The sequence below is a fragment of the Mesorhizobium sp. NFR06 genome (assembly GCF_900115245.1).
Classification (GTDB): Bacteria; Pseudomonadota; Alphaproteobacteria; order Rhizobiales; family Rhizobiaceae; genus Mesorhizobium.
Window position 1 is genome coordinate 39,303 of sequence record NZ_FOVT01000025.1, and the last position, 19,700, is coordinate 59,002.

Genomic DNA, 19,700 nt, shown 5'->3' on the forward strand with positions numbered 1-19,700 from the left:
AACGGAATTAAATGCTGTATGAGTGCAAAATTCCTGCATTAATGGGAGGAGCTAATGGACATCGATCGAGCGCGGACATTTCTTGAAATCGTCCATTCAGGCAGTTTCCTGAGGGCCGCCGACCGTCTCCATGTCACCCAGACCACGGTCAGCGCTCGCATCCGCACGCTGGAGGAGGAGCTCGGCCGTCAGCTCTTCATCCGGAACCGCAACGGCGCGCAACTGACGCCGGCTGGGCGCGAGTTTGAACGGTTCGCCCAATCGTTCGTGCAGATCTGGGAACGGGCCCGACACCAGCTCGCTATCCCGTCCGGACGGACGAGCGTCGTGGCATTGGGGGGCGAGCTGAGCCTATGGAATCCGCTTCTGCTGGACTGGCTGGTCTGGATGCGGAAGGAGCGGCCGGAAATCGCCATTCACGCACAGGTCGGCGTCCCCGACCAGCTTCTCGAACAGTTAAGGACCGGGGTCCTGGACATCGCAGTGCTCTATGCGCCGAAATTGCTGCCGGGTTTCAAGGTGGAGCTTCTTGTGGAGGAGCAACTCGTTCTGGTTCGGACCACGGACTGCGACAGGGAAACTGTTGGCTCCAAGGATTATGTCTATGTCGATTGGGGGCCACTGTTTGCGGCCCAACACGATGCCAGTTCCTCTGCCTTCGGCGAGCCGGGATTGCTGGTCGGCCTCGGTCCGCTCGGGCTGAGCTACATCCTGCGCGCCGGTGGCATGGGATATTTCCGCAGGGGCGCTGCAGCTCCTCATATCGAGGCGGGGCAACTCGAGGTCGTGGAAGGCGCGCCGGAATTCACCTATCCGGCCTATGCAGTCTATCCGGAAGCAAGCGAGGCGCGAGCCGACGTGCAGGAGGCGCTACGCGGGTTGAAGCAAGTTGTAAAATGATCGTCCCTCCAGGCGCGAAGCCACGGTCCGCGTGACCGGAAGGACGGATTGCCATGCATTGACCGATCTTGTGTTGTCCGTTCCACACCATCAGCCACTCGACCCGGTCAGTTGCCGAATTCGTTGCCCTGGTAATGACAACCACGGCGGCCAACAGCGTTGCCGATCTAGGCATGCCGTCTCGCTGGTTGGCATCATTGGTCATTTACATTTCGATCAAAGCGTAGGCCAGGCCAAAGATTCCGGTCATGAGAACAGCGAAGAATGCCCAGCCTCTCAAGGCGGCTCGCACATCTTCAGGCTTGGCGCCTTTTTGGTTGTCGTAATCATCCATAATCAGATCCTAGTTTTGTTGGGCTCGCTTGGTGCAGGCAAGAGCCGACGGAACGCTCGTCTACCCCCTTCACAGCCTTCGGGATAGTCGAGTTCTCAGGCGGCCGACGGACCCGGGTCGTCGAACCCGGTGTCGAAGGCCGCCGCAACCTTGTTCTGAGCCTCGTCGTACGGCTCGTCGGAACGATGGACGACGCGCAGACCCGGTCCGTCCAGCCGGCGCGATTCCGATGCGGCAACTCCCGCCAGCTTCAGCCTCTCGCGCCTCGCGGCTTCTGGTTGATAGAGCACTTCATGCACTGTCAGCGTCTCAAGGTTGCCGTCCGCTGTCGGAATGGACATGGACTGACCCTCGGCCAGGCCGAGCAACGCCAGGCCGCGCGGGTTGGTGATCGGCAAAAGCATGCCAACGAGGCCGCGCATCTGGTCATGGGCGACGATGCGGGTTTCGGCAGGGCCGTCGTTCACCCGATAAGCCACGCGGCTGCTGAGCGTCACGACGTTTGCCGGGATGTCTTCCCGAAACATTACAACTGCTCTCGAAATCTTCCGTTGAAGAATAGTCGAGAAGGCTTCGTCGCGGATCGGACGGCGCTCCCGTATCACCTCAAGAATCGTGTAGTCCTTGGTGGTCAGTTGGCAGCTGTCGGTAATGGGCATGAGAGGTCTCCAGCCGGGCCCATGCAAGGGATCCGGCATCAAGCAATTGATCGGGTGGTGGAAAGCTACCCCTGGGCCGGCCTGAGATAGGCCGGCCCAGGGGTCAGATTCCCGCGATCAGGCTGCCTGCGTGGTTGAGGAGACGGACGGAGACGCCCATGTCTAGAGGCTCGCCGCGAACGCCGGCGACGCGGGTGCGAGGCGGTCCGTACCGCCGTCTTCCAGGGCGGGATGGCTCACACCAAGCACCAACAGTTCGTGCCGGCGCCCGTCTCGGGCGGTCCACATAATCGACTGTCCAGCCGAGAGGCCAATCAGGGCCGTGCCGATCGGCGTCAGGATGGAAACCTTGCCCTTAGAGATGTCCGCATCGCCCGGATAGACCAGCGTGACCGTTTTCCGATCGCCGGTGTCGGGCTTGTACGTCACAGTCGAGCCCATCCGGACAGTGCCGGCGGAGACCCAGCCATCGGCGACGACGCGCGCACGCTCGAGTTCGGCAACCAGTTCATCGGACGCATCCGGGTTTCGCGCCGCAAACGTGCTCGCGAGCGCCGACAAACGCGCATGGTCGGACTGCGAGATGCGAATGTTCGGCTTACGCCGGGTTTTCGTGTTTTGTGGCATTTGGATTCTCATCATTTCAAGCGAGCCAGCCGTCATCAAGGCGGCGGAAACTGGCCAATTCGAAGAGGTTTTTTGCTCGAAGGGCGATGTCGCGGGGACGTGCAGCCCTGCGGATCATCCCATGTCGACGTAAGTCACGCCCCTCGGCTCGGGGCACATGGCGGCCGAGCCGGGGGTTACGATCCCGCGATGGGGCAGACCCGGAAAAGAAAATCGCAAAGAATTTTGGCAGCGGCGTTCATAAGACCATAGTTGGGTAAGCAATCCCGAAAGTCAAGGCAACCGCCTCAACGGTGCCGTTCTTGGGCTATTCGGGGCGAATGCCGAGCAATGTGTTTATCACTAGTTCTCTTCCAATCCTGCTTATACCGGTTCCGCGCGGTCTCTCTTCCGCCAGCCCGAGGAAAACGAGGCGTTCGGCCAATGCTTTCGATAGAGCTGGGTAGGGTCCGCGATTCATGCGCTTAAGCGCTGTCTGCTCCTCCTCGGTGAGATCACCCCACATGACCTTCATGACGGTCTCCTTGCTTGCCCCAGTCAGCCAATGCGGGATTCTGGAATTGTCCATCGAGGGGCTGCGACAGTGAATTCATCGATCCTACGGAACGGCATCTGTTCCGACGATGCCCCCCTCATTCTCCAGCACGCCGATCCGCCTGACCTCCGAGCGGTTGAGTTTCAGGCGGACGCCGATGCCGCCGCCGTTCTCGGCAATGAAAACGGCACCGGCCTTTTCGAGCGCGGTTTGCAGTGTGTCGCAGCTCTCCTGGTCGGGGAGGGTGATCCGACGCTCGAATTCTTCGATGATCACGGCATCAACACCTGAATTGCTGGCGAGCTTTTCACGAGTCCATTCGACCAGCGCGCGAGCGGCGCGGCATTGAGCACCAGTGATACTCATGATCTTCCTCCAGACCGTTCTTTCATCCAAATAACCGCCTACTGAAGCGATACCCTCCGGACGCTGCGGCTTCATTTATCAGAAATGCATACTGATCCAAAAAAAGGAAGGGCTGCGTCGCTCGTTCGGAAGCGCACATTTCGATGCAAATTATTTGCGTTAACGCGGCAATAAATTTCGTTTGCCTCGCATGCAATGACAGCTGAATCTCCAGTGCGAATTGGCAGCATTGGTGCCGTCGTCGAGCCCGGGGTTGGAGCGTCAGCTCCGGGGAAGGCGCGGCGAGGCCGCAGATGATGGACAGGTCCAAACGCGATAATCACAAGGTGCTTCCGTGGCCAGGCATTCGGGTGCCCGACAGAGGGCGGGCGCTGATAGCAATGGATGTCATGACGTCACCGGTGATCGCGGTTGGCCCCGACAGCACATTGGACGAGGTGTGCGACCTCCTTGTCACGCGCGATCTGAGCGCGGTTGCGGTGATCGACCGAGGCGTCCTGCTCGGGGTCATTAGCGAGGAAGATCTGCCACAGGACGGAGATTGGGACGGCCGCTCCTCGGCGTTCCTGGTGGTTCCGGCTCTTCGGCAACAACGCAGCGCTCGCGTCGGATTATTTAAAGTCGCACTCCATCCATGTGACGGACGTCATGACCAGAAAGGTGGTCACCGTTTCGTTGAGCACCCCGATCGACGAAATCGCGGCACTGCTGGAAGTCAATCGTGCCCGGCGCGTCTTGGTCGTCAATGGTGAACGCCTCGTGGGGATCGTCACCCGGGTGGACCTGGTGCGCGCGCTGATTTCCGCCAGGGAGAGCCTGCCTCGTGCGGTCTCATTCCATGACGATGCGAGTATCAGGCGAGAAATCATTGATGCCCTGCGCACCGAGCTATGGCCGTCGATCGGAGAAGCCGATGTGACAGTGACCAACGGGGTGGTCGTCTTTTGGGGTGGTTACATGTCGGAACAGGAACGGAAGGCATCGCTCGTTCTGGCCGAGCACATCGCCGGCGTTCGGGCGATCGATGACCACCGCGTTCCGCTCGACATCGCGTACGCGATGGTTTGAAAGCTGGATAGGTATCTAACAATGAGCATCGACGTGAAGGATACTGCTCTGGTTTCCGAGCAGCAGATACGCCAACTCGTGGACCTGTTCTACGACAAGGTCCGCGCCGATCCCGACCTCGGCCCGATTTTCGAGCGCGTTATCCAGGACGAATGGGGACCGCATCTTCTCAAGATGTACGACTTCTGGTCATCGGTGATGCTGACCACGGGGCGCTATAAGGGCCAACCCGCCATGATCCACAAACGCATCGAAGGGTTGGAGATCGGCCTGTTCGACCGCTGGCTCGCCTTGTTCGGAGAGAGTTGCGCCGAATTGCTGGACGGCGAGACAGCGGGCCTGTTCTGGCGCAAGGCGGTCCGCATCGCGGAAAGCCTCAAGCTGGCTGTCTTCTACCGTCCGGACCAGCCGTGGCCGATGGGCGCCGCATGACGTTCGTGGTCACCGACAACTGCATCAAGTGCAAATACATGGATTGCGTCGAGGTCTGCCCCCGTCGACTGTTTCTATGAGGGCGAGAACATGCTCGTCATTCATCCGGACGAATGCATCGACTGCGGAGTCTGCGAGCCCGAGTGTCCCGCCGAAGCAATCTTTCCCGACACCGTGCCCGGCCTTCAGGATTGGCTGGTGCTGAACGCCGAGTACGCGCCAGTGTGGCCGAACATCACGATCAGGCGCGAACCGCCCGCCGATGCGAAGGCGTTCGACGGTGAAACGGACAAGTTCCCCCAGTACTTCTCTCCCAATCCAGGCCAGCGGGACCTATGAACGCGGCCATCGGACAGGCTTTCCCGCTGTATCTCGGCATCGACACAGGCGGCACCTACACCGATGCCGTCCTTTGGTCCGAAGCCGCAGGCATCGTTGCCAAGGCCAAGTCGCTGACCACGCGGCATGACCTCGCCCAGGGTATCGCCGGCGCCGTCGACGCGGTCCTTGGCGAGACGGCCATTTCTCCCGCGGCGATCGCTGGTGTCGATGTCGACCACGCTCGCCACCAACGCCCTGATCGAAGGGCAGGGCGGCCGGGTCGCGCTGGTGATGATCGGCTTCGCCGAAGACGATCTTGCTCGGAGCGGATTGTCCAAGGCGCTGGGCTCCGATCCCGTCGTTTTTTGCCCAGGCGGGCATGACGTCAACGGCGATCCGCGCCCGCTTGTGCTGGATGCTCTGGCCGACGCGTTGCCCGCTCTTGCCGATACCGTTTCAAGCGTCGCCGTGGCTTCCTATTTCGCGGTTCGCAATCCCGAACACGAGATCGCGGCGCGAGAGCTCATCTGCGAGCGTACCGGGCTTCCGGTAACCTGTTCGCATGAACTGTCGTCGAAGCTCGGCGGGCCGCGCCGCGCGCTGACGACGCTTCTCAATGCGCGCCTCATCTCGATGATCGCCCGCCTCATCGATGCCACCGAGGACTTTCTCGAAAAGCGCGGGATAGCGGCGCCGCTGATGATGGTGCGCGGCGACGGCACGTTGGTCACCACACGATTTGCCCGGGCCCAGCCGATCGAGACCATCCTTTCCGGCCCGGCCGCCAGCCTGGTCGGAGCCCGGTATCTTACGGACCTCGATGATGCGGTGATTTCCGACATCGGCGGCACGACCACGGATATCGCGGTTCTGGAAGGCGGCCGCCTGCGGCTCGATCCCCAAGGCGCGACCGTCGGCGGTCAGCGCACAATGGTCGAGGCCGTCGCCATGCGCACCTTCGGCCTCGGGGGAGACTCGGAAGTTTCGCTTCAGGAGCGGTCGCTGACTTCGGCGATCGTGCTCGGACCGCGCCGGCTCGTGCCGCTGGCGCTGGCCGCCGCGGAACATGGCGATGCGATCGCCAGGGATCTGCAGCGCCAATTGCTCAAGCCCATCACCGGCCGGCTGGAACACCCGACGATCCTGTTCTGCTAAACCCGCGTGCGCTCCTGCCACCAGTCCTGAACACGCAGTTTCCAATAGGTAAGTTGAGCGACGGAGAGCCCGGCAAGACCACCCGTCCATGTCAGGCCGAAGGAATTAAACAGCCGGTAGCGCTGCGACTGTCCGAGGATCGCTTCTGCAACGAGCTTTCCTCCGGTGGCCGTGGTATTCAGGCCGTGGCCGCCAAAGGCGGTGCAATACCAGACATCCGGGGTTAGCTGGCCGATCTGTGGCATGAGGTGGCGCGCGTATGACATCAATCCCGACCAGGCGACCTCAACGCGGAGGCCAGCAAGCTGGGGATACGTCGAGACCATCTCGCGGCGCAACTCCCGAGAGAGGGCGGTTGGCGATGCTGGCCTTGTGGTAATCCTGCCGCCCCATAGCAGGCGATTTCCACCTTCCACGACGCGGTAATAATCGCCGGCCCTTCGGTTGTCCAACACCGCGTCCGTCGTGGCGATTGCCGATTTTATGAGATCCGGCGCTTCCTCGGACAACAGGACATAAGTGCCGATAGGCAGGAAGCTGCGTTTCAGCTGGGGGATGAAGCCCGTTGTGTATCCCCACTGTCGTGATAACTACCCTACGCGATCTGATCGTGCCTCGCCTGGTTTGTACGGTCTTCTCAGTTTGGTCGAAATTAGCCTTTGAGGCTGCGCTGCTCTCGAATATCTTTCCGCCCAGCCGCACAATTTCAACGGCCAAAGCACGTAGGTAATTCAGAGGGTGCATGTGAAAGGCCTCGGGATCCCGCAACGCCTCGAAATAACGGTCGGACTTTAGAACCTCTTCGACGTCCCCTCGCGCCATGTATTCTAGTGGGTAGTCGAACGTCTTGTGCATATGGTCGGCATAGGATAGCAGGTCCTCTCCAGTCCGGTAACGAAGTACGCTCATGATACCATTCTTTGGACCCGCGGAGGTGATCTCCAGATCCCGGATGGTATCGCGAACGAACCGCATTCCCTCAATGGACAGCCGGTACAGTTGGTTGGCCGTTGCTTCGCCTGTTATCTTGGCGATCTTGTCGATGTCCGTTGCGTAGCCCGGAAAAACGAAGCCTCCATTGCGTCCGGACGCACCCCAGCCGATGCGTTCGGCCTCCAGCACGGCGACTGAAAGGCCCGCGCGCGCAAGCTGCAGTGCAGTTGTGAGCCCTGCAAGTCCTCCGCCGATGATGCAGGTTTGGCGCCAGTGCGGTTGCGCCACTGGTCAGACCGATTGTCGTGCCGTGATCTGTCCAAGCCCCTCTCCCCGGCAGGAGAATGCCCCCAAAACCTGGAATGAGTCCAGAACCCATCAGGCATCCATATCTAGCGGCTCGTGTGCGGGTTGCTGATGCCAGATCACCTGGCGCAAGTCGCGCCTGTCTACCGCCTGGCCGCAGGCCGGGCATCGGTAGAAATTGTCTTCCTCGCTTGTAAGCTCTCCACCGTATCGTTTGCCGAGGATTGGCGGCCCGAGTTCGGAAAGCCTCGTCACCCCCGCAGCTTCCTGGCCTCACGCTCCAATATCTTGCGATCGTTGCCGTGCTCGCCGATCAGTTGCCGGACCTGGTCGGGCGTTATGCGGTGCTGCTTGGCGAAGTAACGGACCTCATAATCCTCGTCCGCTGACACGCGGTCGCGGTCCCGGAAATCTCTCTTGGTTTTGTCGTCGGCCATGGCTGTTCCTCCTGGTGAGAAAGAACAGCGGTCGCGCGGGAATGTTCCGCGCTGCTCTTTCAGCAATCGCTAACGGAACGCCTCAGGCTGTGCGATATTGATTCAAATTGTTGGGTGGAGTGCTTGTGCGTGCGTAAGCCTGCCGGCGGCGCCCGGTTGTCCTTCATTCGTCCGATGGAGCCGGAGTTGGTGGAGCAGCCGCCCAAGGGCGACGGCTGGAGCCACGAAGTCAAGTTCGACGGCTACCGAACCCAGGTCATTAAAGACGCTGACGGCGTCCGCCTTTACACGAAGAACGGGATCGACTGGACGTCGAAATATCGGCCGCTTGCCGCGGAGGCGGACAAGCTCGCGACGGAAAGCTTCATCATCGAAGGAGAAACGATCGTCACCAACGAGGCGGGGCTGTCCGACTTCCACACGCTCCGCTCTGCGATCACGCGACGTCCCCAAGACCTTTATCTGGTGGCGTTCGATCTCCTTTACCTCAACGGACACGATCTGCGCGACATGCCATTGAAGGACCGGCGTGAGATCCTGCAGGCACTGATCCCGGCCGGCGGCCGCATCCAATTCAGCGAGGCGCTACCGGGCACCGGCGACGCCGTCTACCATCTGGCCTGCCAGGCTGGCCTGGAGGGCATCGTGTCGAAGCGGCTGGACAGCGTCTATCGCAGCGGGTCGACGATGAACTGGCGCAAGATCAAGTGCTATGCCGAGAAGGAAATGGACATCATCGGCGTGAAGCGCGAGGCAGGCAAGCCGGCGATGGTGCTGATGGCCGACCAAGGCCGCTATATGGGCGGCGCCTTCGTCACGTTCAAAGCCGACAAGCGCCAGGCTCTATGGGAACGCGTTCAGGGAAAGGTCGGCGCGCCGCCGCCTAAGGGTCTGGCGAAGGAAAAGGCTGAATGGCTACGACCCGGTCTGGTCGGGCGGGTGAAGTTCCTGAAGGGCGAGGAGAAGCTTCGACATGCATCACTCAGGGACTTCCGAGAGGAACATTAACTGTTGCTAATATGCTACAGCGCCTTGCCTCAGCCCGTTGTAGGGTGTCCCTATTCGCTTGGCGGATCTAAGGCGGACCAACCGGACAAGCGTTGGGGCGGGGGACACCTTGAAGAAGACATATGAAAAGCCTTTCCTGGCTAAGCGCGAGAAGCTCAGCGACATCACTGCGCGACCGCCATCCTCGCTTGTTCTATAGGCGAAACGCTGGGGCGGCCCGGTAGTCTTGTTCGGGATCAAGGCCACGGGGCGTAACCGGCGGGGATAGCTACGGATTTGTGCTACAGGACAGCCGACTAGCAAGGGAATATACGCTGTTGCTAATGTAATCGGAAGGCATTTTAAAACGAAACACCTTCCTTTTAGCGCGCCTTTCCAGCCCGGATCATCGCCCGTGCGATCGCCAGTTCCGTCTCCATCTTGGCGTTTTCCTTCTGGGTCATGTTATCGGCAGCGATGAGCCGGCGGAGGGAGCGCATGACCTCGCCGCGTGTCCAGCCGGCCTCGAGCATGCAGTCGATGATCGCCTGAAAGCCGGGCTCCATCGCCTCCTGGCAATCAATCTCGCGATCGGCGTACTCTTGCTGATATCTTGGCGCGCTGATCATGCGCTGCCCTCCACAACGCTCTCTTCGTCCAGCACATGCGGCACCGGCAGATAGGCATTCGCAACAAGCCACTCGCCGATGATGGTCTCCACCAGGTCCGGCTTGGTCTTCCGCATCTCGGCGGCCAGTCCGAGCGCCGCCATGGTTCTGGCTGGCGAATCCGGCAGATGGGTCGGACCGGCGGGGGGACGGCCGAGGTCGCACACCGTGTGGCGCAGCCTGTCAGGGAGGGCGACGATCCTTGGCCGCGTGCACAAGCGTGTCGCGGGCAAGTAACTCACTCGGCCGGCGCGAGCCCCAGCGAGGGTTTACGCGCGCTGAGCCGGTCCAGATAGAGATAGACGACCGGCGTGGTGTAGAGCGTCAAGAGTTGCGAGACGATGAGGCCGCCGACGATCGCCGCGCCGAGCGGCTGGCGCAATTCCGCGCCCGTGCCGGTTTCGATCGCCAGCGGCAGCGCGCCGAGCAGTGCCGCGAAGGTCGTCATCATGATCGGCCGGAAGCGCTGGACGCTCGCCTTGTGGATGGCCGCGGTGGACGAGAGCCCTTCCTGGCGTTCGGCCTGCAGGGCCATGTCGATCATCATGATGGCGTTCTTCTTGACGATGCCGATCAACAGGATGATGCCGATGAGCGAGATCACGTCGAACTCCATGCCGGCGACGATGAGCGCGAGCAGCGCGCCGATGCCCGCCGAAGGCAGCGTCGACAGGATGGTGATCGGGTGGACATAGCTTTCGTAGAGCACGCCGAGCATGACATAGATCGTGGCTAAAGCCGCGGCGATCAAAAGCAATTCGTTGATCAGGTTGGCGCGGAAGGCAAGCGCGGTGCCGGCCAACGAGCCATGGATCGCGACCGGCATTTTCAGCTCGGCCATGGCGCGGTCGATCGCGGCCGAAGCGTCGCCGAGCGTCGCGCCCTCGGCGAGGTTGAACGAGATCGTCGTGGCGACGAAATGGCCCTGGTGGTTGACCGACAAAGGCATCGTCGCCGGACCGTAGGTGCTGAAGGCGGCCAAAGGCACCATCTTCTCAGCCGCGGTGCTGACCGCCGCGCCGCTCGAAGCGCTGCCATGGCCGGTGACGGCAATGGCGTTGGTCGCCTGGTTCCGCAGCGAGCCGCTCAGGTTGCCGGCCAGCGCGTTGGTCGCCTGCGTGCCGCTGGCCGCAGCGCCCGAGGTGCTAACATAAATGCCGTTCAACGCGCTTGGATCCTGCAAATAGCGCGGCGCCACCTCCATGACGACATGGTACTGGTTGCGGGCGTTGAAGATCGTCGACACCTGGCGCTGGCCGAAGGCGTCGTAGAGCGTGGCGTCGATGCTGGCCGGCGTCAGGCCGAGGCGTGCCGCGCTCTCGCGGTCGACCGTGATGTTGGTTTCAAGCCCGGCCTCGTCGCGGTCGGAATTGACGTCGGTCAGTTCCGGCGCCCGCTTCAGGAGATCGACCAGCTTCGGCGTCCACTCGTCGAGATCGGCGGTGGTGTCGGCCTGCAGCGTATACTGATAGGTCGCAAGGCTCTGGCGGCCGCCGACCCTGATCTCCTGGCGCGGATTGAGGAAGAGCTGGGCGCCGGGCAATTGCCCGAGCTGGGCGCGCAGCCGCGTCAGCACCACCTGCAGCGGCGCGCGTTCGTCCTTCGGTTTCAGCGCGACCTGGACGAAGCCGGAATTGGTCTGCCTGCCGCCAATATAGCCAACGACGTTCTCCACCGCCGGGTCGCTCTTCAGGATCTGCTCCAGCTGCTCGAATTTCTGCCGCATCAGCTGGAAGGAGATGGCCTGGTCGGCGCGCAATCCGCCCATCAGCTCGCCGGTGTCCTGCTGCGGGAAGAAGCCCTTCGGCACCACCGTGTAGAGATAGACGTTGAAGGCGACGGCCGCGACAAGCGCCACCAGCATGATTTCCGCATTGTCGAGCGACCAGGCGAGCGAGCGGCCGTAGAAGGCGCGGACGCGCTCGAAGACGCCTTCGCTGAGCCGGGCAAGGACCGACCGCCGTGCCGATGAATTCGCGCCCGGGCGCAGGAAATGCGCGCACATCATCGGCGTCACCGTCAGCGACAGAACCAGGGAAATCGCGATCGACAGCGACAGGGTCAGGGCGAATTCCTGGAACAGGCGGCCGAGTATGCCGCCCATCAACAGGATCGGCAGGAAGACGGCCACCAGCGAGGCGCTCATCGACAGCACCGTGAATCCGACTTCCTTGGCGCCGACCAGTGCCGCCCTGCCGCGCGGCATGCCGTCCTCGATGTGGCGCGTGATGTTTTCGAGCACCACGATGGCGTCGTCGACGACGAAGCCGGTGGCGATGGTGAGCGCCATCAGCGACAGATTGTCGAGCGTGAAGCCGAGCAGATACATCGCCCCGAACGTGCCGAGGATTGAGACCACCAGCGCCACGCTCGGGATCAATGCCGCCCGCCAGTTGCGCAGAAAGCAGAACACGACCAGGATGACGAGCAGCACCGCCAGCACCAGCGTCAATTCGGTGTCGTGCAGCGAGCCGCGGATGGTGGTCGAGCCGTCGGTCGCGACGCTGAGCCGCGCATCGGCCGGCACCGAGGCCTGCAGCACAGGCAGCAGCGCGCGCACGCGGTCGACGGTCTCGATGATGTTGGCGCTGGGCTCGCGGTAGAGCACCAGCAGCACCGCCGGCTCGCCATTGGCGAGACCGAGATTGCGCACGTCCTCGACCGAATCCTCGACATCGGCGATATCGCGCAGCCTGACCGCCGCATTGTTGCGCCAGGCGATCACCAGGTCGCGGAAGTCGGCGGCACGGCTTGCCTGGTCGTTGGTGTAGAGCTGGTAGCGCAGCGCGCCGTCTTCCTCGAAACCCTTCGGGCTGCGCGTATTGGCCGAGGCAAGGGCGGCGCGCACATCCTCCAGGCCGATGCCGTAATGGAACAGCGCGCCGGGGTTGAGCTCGACGCGCACCGCCGGCAGCGACGAGCCGCCAAGGTCGACATTGCCGACGCCTTCGACCTGCGACAAGCGCTGCTGCAGCACGGTGGCGGCGGCATCGTAGAGCTGGCCGGGCGTCAGCGTGCGCGAGGTCAGCGCCAGGATCATCACCGGGGAGTCGGCGGGATTGTATTTGCGATAGGTCGGGTTGCTGCGCAGGTCCGACGGCAGGTCGGCGCGCGCGGCGTTGATGGCGGCCTGGACGTCGCGCGCGGCGCCGTTGATGTCGCGGTCGAGGTCGAACTGCAACACCACATTGGTCGAGCCGGTGCCCGAGCGCGAGGTCATTTCGGAAACCCCGGCGATCTGGCCGAGATGGCGCTCGAGCGGTGCGGCGACATCCGTCGCCATCGTGTCCGGGCTGGCGCCCGCCATCGAGGCCTGCACCGAGATGGTGGGAAAATCGACCTTGGGCAGCGGCGCGACGGGCAGGTTGAAATAGGCGATCAGCCCGGCCGCGGCCAAGCCGATCGCCAGCAGCGTCGTGGCGACGGGCCGCGCGATGAACGGCGCCGAGAGGTTCACGGCACGGGTCCGTCGGCGGAGGCTTCGACGACACCGGCGCCGCGCCGCGTCAGCCGGTCGAAGGCAAGGTAGATGACCGGCGTGGTGAACAGGGTCAGGACCTGGCTGACGATCAGCCCGCCGACGATGGTGATGCCGAGCGGCTGGTGCAGTTCGGAGCCGGCAAGGCCGCCGAGCAGAAGCGGCAGCGCGCCGAACAGTGCTGCAAAGGTCGTCATCAGGATCGGGCGCAACCTCAGCAGGCACGCTTCGTAGATCGCCTCGCGCGCATCGAGCCCCTGCAGCCGCTCCGCCTGCAGCGCGAAGTCGATCATCATGATGGCGTTCTTCTTGACGATGCCGACGAGCAGCACGATGCCGATGATGCCGATGACGTCGAGATCATGGCCGGCGAGCATCAGCGCGACCAGAGCGCCGACGGTGGCGGACGGCAGCGTCGACAGGATCGTCAGCGGGTGGATGAAGCTCTCGTAGAGCACGCCGAGCACGACATAGACGGTGGCGACGGCCGCCAGCACCAGCAACAATTCGTTGGACAGCGAGCTCTGCAGCGCAAGTGCTGCTCCCTGGAAGCCGGTCGTCAGGCCGGCCGGCGGCTGCATGTCCTGCTCGGTGGCAGTGATCGCCGCCGCGGCATCGCCGAGCGAAGCGCCGGGAGCAAGGTTGAACGAAATGGTCGCGGCCGGAAACTGCGCGAGGTGGTTCACCAGCAACGGCGCCTGCCGGACATCGATGCTGGCGATCGCCGACAGCGGCACCTGGCCCGAGCCCGAGGACGGCAAATAGATCGAACCCAGCGAGGTCGGCGTCTGGCCAACCGACGGATCGGCTTCGAGGACGACGCGGTATTCGTTCGACTGGGTGAAGATGGTCGAGATGATGCGCTGGCCGAAGGCGTCGTAGAGTGCGTTGTCGACCGTCGCCGGCGTGATGCCGAAGCGCGCCGCGGTGGCGCGGTCGATGGTGACGTCGACGGCAAGCCCGCTCTGCTGGCTGTTGCTCGCGACATCAGCGAGCTCAGGCAGCGCCGAGAGCCTGTCGGTGAGCTTTCCCGTCCATGCCGCCAGCTCGACCGGATCGGAATCCTGCAGCACATACTGGTATTGCGAAGCGCTTATCGTGGAGTCGACCGTAAGGTCCTGCACGGGCTGCATGTGCAACGCTATTCCGGTGACCCCGGCGGTCTCGCTCGTCAGCCGCCTTATGATGGCGCCGGCGTCGTCGCCGCGCTCGTCGCGCGGCTTCAGATTGATCAGCATGTGGCCGCTGTTGGCGGTCATGTTCTGGCCGTCGACGCCGATGAAGGACGACAGGCTGGCGACATCAGGGTCCTTGAGGATAGCGTCGGCCAGCGCCTGCTGGTGCGCCGCCATGTTGGCATAGGACGCCGAGCCCGCCGCTTCGGTGATGGCCGAGATGGCGCCGGTGTCCTGCACCGGGAAGAAGCCTTTCGGGATGGCGATGTAGAGATAGACGGTGAGCGCCAGCGTCAGAACCGCCACCAGCAATGTCAATGCCTGGCGGTCGAGAACCCAGCGCAGCGCGGCCGCGTAGCCGTTGGCGATCGCATCGACGGCGCCCTCGCTCCAGCGCGCCAGCGGGCCCGGCCTGTGCTCGGCCGGCGGCTTCAACAGCCTGGCGCACAGCATCGGCACCAGCGTCAGCGAGACGACGGCCGAAATGACGATGGCGATGGCCAAAGTGATGGCGAATTCATGGAACAGGCGGCCGACCACGTCGCCCATGAACAACAGCGGTATCAGCACCGCGATCAGCGAGACGGTGAGCGAGATGATGGTGAAGCCGATCTGGGCCGAACCCTCGAGCGCGGCGGTCACCGGATTGTCGCCATGCTCGATGAAGCGCGAGATGTTCTCGATCATGACGATGGCGTCGTCGATGACGAATCCGGAAGCGATGGTCAGCGCCATCAAGGACAGATTGTCGAGACTGAAACCCCACAGATACATCACCGCGAATGTGCCGACGAGTGAGAGCGGGACTGACAGGCTCGGGATGATCGTCGCCGGGATGTTGCGCAGAAACAGGAAGGTGACGAGCACGACCAGAAGCGCCGCCAGCCCAAGCTCGAACTCGACGTCGTGGACCGAGGCGCGGATCGTCGTGGTTCGGTCGGTCAGCGGCTGCACCTCGAGCGCCGCCGGCAGGCCGGCGCGCAGTTGCGGCAGCAGCGCCTTCACGCCATCGACGACGCGGATTACATTGGCACCCGGCTGGCGCTGGATGTTGAGGATGATCGCCGGCGTGCGGTTTTCCCAGGCGCCCAGCCGCGAGTTCTCGGGCCCTTCGATGATATCGGCCACCTCGCCCAGCCGGACCGGCGCGCCGTTGCGGTAGGCGATGACCATGTCGGCATAGGTTTTTGGGTCAGAGACCTGGTCGTTGGCGTTGATGGTGTAGGAGCGCGCCGGACCGTCGAAGCTGCCCTTCGGCGTGTTGACGTTGAGCGTGCCGATGGCGGTGCGCAGATCGTCGATGTTGAGACCCATGGCGGCCAGCGCCTTGAGCTTGACCTGCACGCGCACGGCCGGCCGCTCGCCGCCGGAGATGCTGACCAGGCCGACGCCGGGAAGCTGCGATATCTTCTGCGCCAGCCGCGTCTCGGCGTAGTTCTCGACTTGCGTCAGCGGCAGCGTCTTGGAGGTGATCGCCAGTGTCAGGATCGGCGCGTCGGCCGGATTGACCTTGGCGTAGATCGGCGGCGCCGGCAGGTCGGCGGGCAGGAGATTGCCCGACGCGTTGATCGCCGCCTGCACCTCCTGCTCGGCGATATCGAGGTTGAGATCGAGGCTGAAGCGCAGCGTGATGACCGAGGCGGCGGCCGAAGAGCCCGACGACATCTGCTCCAGCCCGGGCATCTGGCCGAACTGGCGCTCGAGGGGTGCTGTGACCGAAGTGGTCATCACTTCCGGGCTGGCGCCTGGGTAGAAGGTCTGCACCTGGATCGTCGGATAATCGACCTCAGGCAGGGCCGAGAGCGGCAGGAACAGATAGGCGATCATGCCGACGATCAGGATGGTGGCCATGATCAGCGTCGTCGCCACCGGCCGCAGGATGAACGGCCGCGACGGGTTAAGCCAGCCGGAGACAAGGCCGCTCGGCGTGTTCATTGGCTTTCGCCGGAATCGCCGCCATTGCCGCCGCTGGCGGCATTGCCGGCATCTCCGGCATTGACGTTGCCATCGCGACGATGGTGGCGGTGATGCTTGCGGCCGGAGGCATCGCCCGATGCAGCCGAGCCCTCGCCTGCCGAGCCGCTGCCCGTCGAACCGGCACCTTGGCCGCTCGACGCCGCGGGCGCATTGCCGGCATTGGCGGCCGGCGCATTGCCGGTGGCAACGGCCGGCGCACCGGCGGCCGCGCTGCCCGTACCCGCTGCTTGCGGCGGCGCTGGGGATGCGGCGCCGGAGGTCTGCGCCGTGCCGTTGTCGGGCACGGTTACCTTGGCGCCGTCCTTGAGCCGGTCGACGCCGTCGACCACGACCTTGGCGCCCGGCGCCAGGCCGGACACAAGCTGCGTGACGGTGGCGTTGCCCGGGCCGAGCGAAACAGTCTTCACCGAGACGGTGCCGTCGTCGTTGAGCTGGTAGACGAAGGTGCCCGGCGCGCCGTGCTGGATGGCGGCGTTGGGCAGCACGCTGACCCCAGTCAGCGTGCGCACAAGCAGATGCACGTTGACGAACTGGTTGGGATAGAGCACGCCGTCGGTGTTGGGGAAGACGGCACGCAGCTTCACCGTGCCGGTGGTCGGATCGATCTGGTTGTCGATCGTCTGCAGCGTGCCTTCGGCGATCTGCTTGGCGTCGTTGCGGTCGAACAGGGCGGCCTTGAGCCCGGCATTGCCATGTGTCTGCTCCAGCACTTGCGCCAAGCTGTCCTCGGGCAGCGAGAACAGCACCGAGATCGGCTGCATCCGAGCAATCACCGCGATGCCGGTGGCGTCACCCGGCGTGACGTAGTTGCCCTGATCGACGAGGCGCAGGCCGATGCGGCCGGCGGCGGGCGCCGTGATATGGCTGTTGGCGATGTTGACCTGCACGGCCTCGATCTGTGCCTGATCGGACACGACCGTACCCTCGTCGGATTGGACGGTGGCGCGCTGCAGGTCGACCTGCTGCCGAGTGACCGCATTTGAACTGACTTTCAGGTCGCGGTCGAGGTCGAGCTTGGCATCGGCGAGCAGCGCCTGGTCACGCTGCAATTGCCCCTGCAGCTGGTGCAGCGAGGCTGTCAACGTGCGATCGTCGATCTGGGCGAGAAAATCGCCTTTCTTGACGTTCTCACCCTCGGTGAAGCCGATCCCTGTGATTTGACCGCTGACCTGCGGGCGCACGGTGACGGTCGAGAGCGACGTGACAGTGCCGAGCGCCTCGAGCACGATCGGGATGTCCGCCTGCGCCACGGGTGCGACGGCAACAGACTGCGCGCCACCGCCGCCACGGAAGCGGCCGTCTTGGCGTCCGGCGGCCTGCTGGACCTGAACGGGATGCAGCCAGTACGCGACGCCGGCCGCCGCCACGATGAGGAGCAGCGCGATGATCCAGCCGCGCCGGGACCGGCGCACGGCCGCCGGCCGGACCTCGGCCAGCGGCTCGCTGGGGGGCACGGGCACACTGCGGCGCTTGCGCCGGCTGACGACTTCGTCGTCCACGTCTCTCACCTGTCCTTCGAGCCGCATCAGGCAAGGTTCATCGTGCGGAGCCGCCCGTCGAACCAGTCGCCGATCGCGCCGTCCAACATGCCTGCGGCAGGGTTGAAAGGGCGCGATCTTGTCCGAAGCATAGGCGCGTGAATTTTGGCAGGCAATTCCGACACAGATTAAATTCCTGTAAGGAATAGAACGGCTTAGGTGAAACAAACGCAGCTGCGGCCCGTCCGGATTTGTCGTGAAATCCGCGTGCGGACCAGTCGATGCCCGCGGCTTTTAGACAAACTCCGACAACGCCTTACGCGGCGCCTGGCAGCATAGGGGCGGGCCGATGGGCTGGCTGCGAGCGCTGAGTCAATCGATACCAGGCGACCGGCCAGTTGAGATCGGCGAACAAGCCTTGATCGCAAAGATGTGAATGCGTGCGAACGTGGGGCTGCCCATCGTTAGGGCCTGTGGTGATGGGGGCCGGGCATTACGAAAGGGACCGACGATCTTGGCCGGCTGCTTGCCCTGGCATTTTTTTGCCTACTGCCGGCGCTTGGCTGCGCCGCGCAAATCCCCGACCGAGCCACGTCGCGCGACGCGCAGACCGAGGATCTTCGGCAAGATTTCCTCGATGCCGACCGGTCCTATTGGGATGCGGCACGCAGGGAGGCCGAGCAGCGGCTGCAGACTTTGGAGGCGAAGGCTGGCTCGACCGAGGCAACGGCCTTCGCAATTGCGCTGTGCCAGATCGCGGCATTGGCCGACAACGGCCACACGACATGCAAGCTGACGCCCGCGACCGCCGTGCCGGTGTCCTTTCTACCAATCGGCGGCGCCAACTACGTCATTGCGGCAAGCCCTGCCAACAGCGACCTCCTGGGAAGCAGGCTGGCCTTCGGCTCCAGCGGGGTCGCTCGCGGCCGACAGGCTGTCGACGATGGGATTGGAGCTGACGAGTGTTGCTGTTTGTTAGGCGGCGCGAGATTGGGACGGATTTTGACGACCGACGCCGGTGATGGTGCGGACGGCCGCCGCGAGCGCCGGAATGTCCTCGAGCATGCAGAGTGCGACGAAGTGGTTGGGCCCGCCGGTATAGTCCTTACGCCCCCTGCAGGTCCTGATCAGGATGCCGTGGCCTGAGGAGAGCCCGAACTGGCCGACCTGAATATAGGCGCGGTCATGGTGCAAGGTGATTTCACCGGAAACGCCTATGCCCGCCCTGTTCGAGCGCAGGTCAAGGCTGCCTGACGGCAGGGCTAACTCGGCGGCGAGTCTCTTGAGACTTAAACGCGCTGTCATGTGGAAACGTCGCTTTTGCTGCTCGTCGTAGGAGCAGCTTCTGTTCCAATCGAACATGTGGATCTCCATGAAACGAAAGCGCCCGGGCGCGCTATGGCGATCCCGGGCTTGAGAGTGAGTTGGAACCGGAAACGGACCGGGCCCGCGCGGAGCGGGAGGCCGGCTATTCCGCGGCCTGTCATTCCTCCCTGTTGCGGCCGCGCGACCACGTTTACCCGGTCTTGCGCGTGCCAATCGTAACGTTACAATCAAATTTGTAACGTTACGATTGGCCAAATGCGTTGCGCTGTCAAGCTGGATTCGTACGTACACGAATGATATTTGTGGCGGGCTAAGACTACAGGTACGTCGCCGTTTTGGTCGCCAAGCCGACATTGGCTTCACTTTCGGCGGATACTTGGCCATCCTGCAACCTGAACGCATCGCACCGGACCAGACCATGGCGCCACCAGCCAGACCAAACCTTAGACAGATTGCCAACAGCCTCGGCCTGTCCGTGACCACCGTATCGCGCGCCCTGAAGGAGGGGCCAGAAGTCCACCCCCGAACCCGAGCCCGG

General features: G+C 63.4%; 15 protein-coding genes and 4 pseudogenes. 7 read left to right on the plus strand and 12 right to left on the minus strand.

All coding sequences use genetic code 11. The annotated features are described in order from the left end of the window. Positions 1-54: 54 nt before the first annotated feature. Positions 55-900, plus strand: a complete 846-nt coding sequence (locus F3H96_RS28600) for a LysR family transcriptional regulator (RefSeq protein ID WP_149804995.1) — start codon at positions 55-57, stop codon at positions 898-900. 205 nt (positions 901-1,105) lie between these two features. On the opposite strand, the gene F3H96_RS31585 is transcribed toward F3H96_RS28600, so the two are convergent. The 4 genes from F3H96_RS31585 to F3H96_RS28615 all read right to left on the minus strand — a co-directional run bounded on the left by F3H96_RS31585 (position 1,106) and on the right by F3H96_RS28615 (position 3,421). Beyond that, on the minus strand, positions 1,106-1,234 hold the full coding sequence (locus F3H96_RS31585; protein ID WP_256753415.1) for a hypothetical protein: 129 nt from the start codon (positions 1,232-1,234) through the stop codon (positions 1,106-1,108). A gap of 95 nt (positions 1,235-1,329) precedes the next feature. Next, positions 1,330-1,893 (minus strand): nucleoside-diphosphate kinase, encoded by a 564-nt coding sequence (locus tag F3H96_RS28605; protein ID WP_149804996.1) that lies wholly within the window; start codon positions 1,891-1,893, stop codon positions 1,330-1,332. A 162-nt stretch (positions 1,894-2,055) separates the two neighbouring features. Next, complete coding sequence (gene rnk / locus F3H96_RS28610; protein ID WP_149804997.1) at positions 2,056-2,520, minus strand: nucleoside diphosphate kinase regulator; 465 nt, start codon at positions 2,518-2,520, stop codon at positions 2,056-2,058. A gap of 598 nt (positions 2,521-3,118) precedes the next feature. Beyond that, the gene (locus F3H96_RS28615; protein WP_149804998.1) at positions 3,119-3,421 is read right to left on the minus strand and encodes an XRE family transcriptional regulator; all 303 of its coding nucleotides are present in this window, start codon (positions 3,419-3,421) and stop codon (positions 3,119-3,121) included. 648 nt (positions 3,422-4,069) lie between these two features. On the opposite strand from F3H96_RS28615, the gene F3H96_RS28625 reads away from it, so the two are divergent. The 4 genes and pseudogenes from F3H96_RS28625 to F3H96_RS28640 all read left to right on the plus strand — a co-directional run. Further along, positions 4,070-4,489, plus strand: coding sequence for a CBS domain-containing protein (locus F3H96_RS28625; protein ID WP_149805000.1), 420 nt, complete (start codon positions 4,070-4,072; stop codon positions 4,487-4,489). 21 nt (positions 4,490-4,510) lie between these two features. Then, positions 4,511-4,921, plus strand: coding sequence for a group III truncated hemoglobin (locus tag F3H96_RS28630; RefSeq protein ID WP_149805001.1), 411 nt, complete (start codon positions 4,511-4,513; stop codon positions 4,919-4,921). Further along, positions 4,918-5,260 (plus strand): annotated as a pseudogene (gene fdxA / locus F3H96_RS28635) (ferredoxin FdxA). Before F3H96_RS28630 ends, fdxA begins: the two are co-directional and overlap by 4 nt. Beyond that, positions 5,257-6,346: pseudogene (locus F3H96_RS28640) on the plus strand (hydantoinase/oxoprolinase family protein); the annotation flags it as partial. The pseudogenes fdxA and F3H96_RS28640, both read left to right, overlap by 4 nt. 47 nt (positions 6,347-6,393) lie before the next feature. On the opposite strand, the pseudogene F3H96_RS28645 reads toward F3H96_RS28640, so the two are convergent. Beyond that, a pseudogene (locus F3H96_RS28645) lies at positions 6,394-7,618 on the minus strand (FAD-binding oxidoreductase). Between the two features lie 269 nt (positions 7,619-7,887). Further along, positions 7,888-8,073, minus strand: coding sequence for a DUF3606 domain-containing protein (locus F3H96_RS28655; protein ID WP_149805003.1), 186 nt, complete (start codon positions 8,071-8,073; stop codon positions 7,888-7,890). Positions 8,074-8,247: 174 nt separating this feature from the next. Between F3H96_RS28655 and F3H96_RS28660 the strand changes: the two genes are divergently transcribed. Continuing rightward, entirely contained in the window at positions 8,248-9,081 is an 834-nt protein-coding gene (locus tag F3H96_RS28660) for an ATP-dependent DNA ligase (RefSeq protein ID WP_149805013.1), read from the plus strand. A 362-nt stretch (positions 9,082-9,443) separates the two neighbouring features. Here F3H96_RS28660 and F3H96_RS28665 read toward each other — a convergent pair whose 3' ends face one another. The 6 genes from F3H96_RS28665 to F3H96_RS28685 form a co-directional block, all read right to left on the minus strand. Beyond that, the gene (locus tag F3H96_RS28665) at positions 9,444-9,689 is read right to left on the minus strand and encodes a hypothetical protein (RefSeq protein WP_149805004.1); all 246 of its coding nucleotides are present in this window, start codon (positions 9,687-9,689) and stop codon (positions 9,444-9,446) included. Next, complete coding sequence (locus F3H96_RS30785) at positions 9,686-9,832, minus strand: hypothetical protein (protein WP_188131579.1); 147 nt, start codon at positions 9,830-9,832, stop codon at positions 9,686-9,688. Before F3H96_RS30785 ends, F3H96_RS28665 begins: the two co-directional genes overlap by 4 nt. Positions 9,833-9,966: 134 nt before the next feature. Further along, the gene (locus tag F3H96_RS28670; RefSeq protein WP_149805005.1) at positions 9,967-13,185 is read right to left on the minus strand and encodes an efflux RND transporter permease subunit; all 3,219 of its coding nucleotides are present in this window, start codon (positions 13,183-13,185) and stop codon (positions 9,967-9,969) included. Beyond that, on the minus strand, positions 13,182-16,316 hold the full coding sequence (locus F3H96_RS28675) for a multidrug efflux RND transporter permease subunit (protein ID WP_149805006.1): 3,135 nt from the start codon (positions 16,314-16,316) through the stop codon (positions 13,182-13,184). The genes F3H96_RS28670 and F3H96_RS28675 overlap by 4 nt, the downstream gene beginning before the upstream one ends. Continuing rightward, positions 16,313-17,857 carry an efflux RND transporter periplasmic adaptor subunit gene (locus F3H96_RS28680; protein ID WP_244620199.1) on the minus strand — a complete coding sequence of 515 codons (1,545 nt, stop codon included), beginning with the start codon at positions 17,855-17,857 and terminating at the stop codon, positions 16,313-16,315. The genes F3H96_RS28675 and F3H96_RS28680 overlap by 4 nt, the downstream gene beginning before the upstream one ends. Before the next feature lie 954 nt (positions 17,858-18,811). Then, positions 18,812-19,198, minus strand: coding sequence for a hypothetical protein (locus F3H96_RS28685; protein ID WP_188131580.1), 387 nt, complete (start codon positions 19,196-19,198; stop codon positions 18,812-18,814). A 382-nt stretch (positions 19,199-19,580) separates the two neighbouring features. On the opposite strand from F3H96_RS28685, the pseudogene F3H96_RS31415 reads away from it, so the two are divergent. Beyond that, a pseudogene (locus F3H96_RS31415) lies at positions 19,581-19,700 on the plus strand (LacI family DNA-binding transcriptional regulator); the annotation flags it as partial.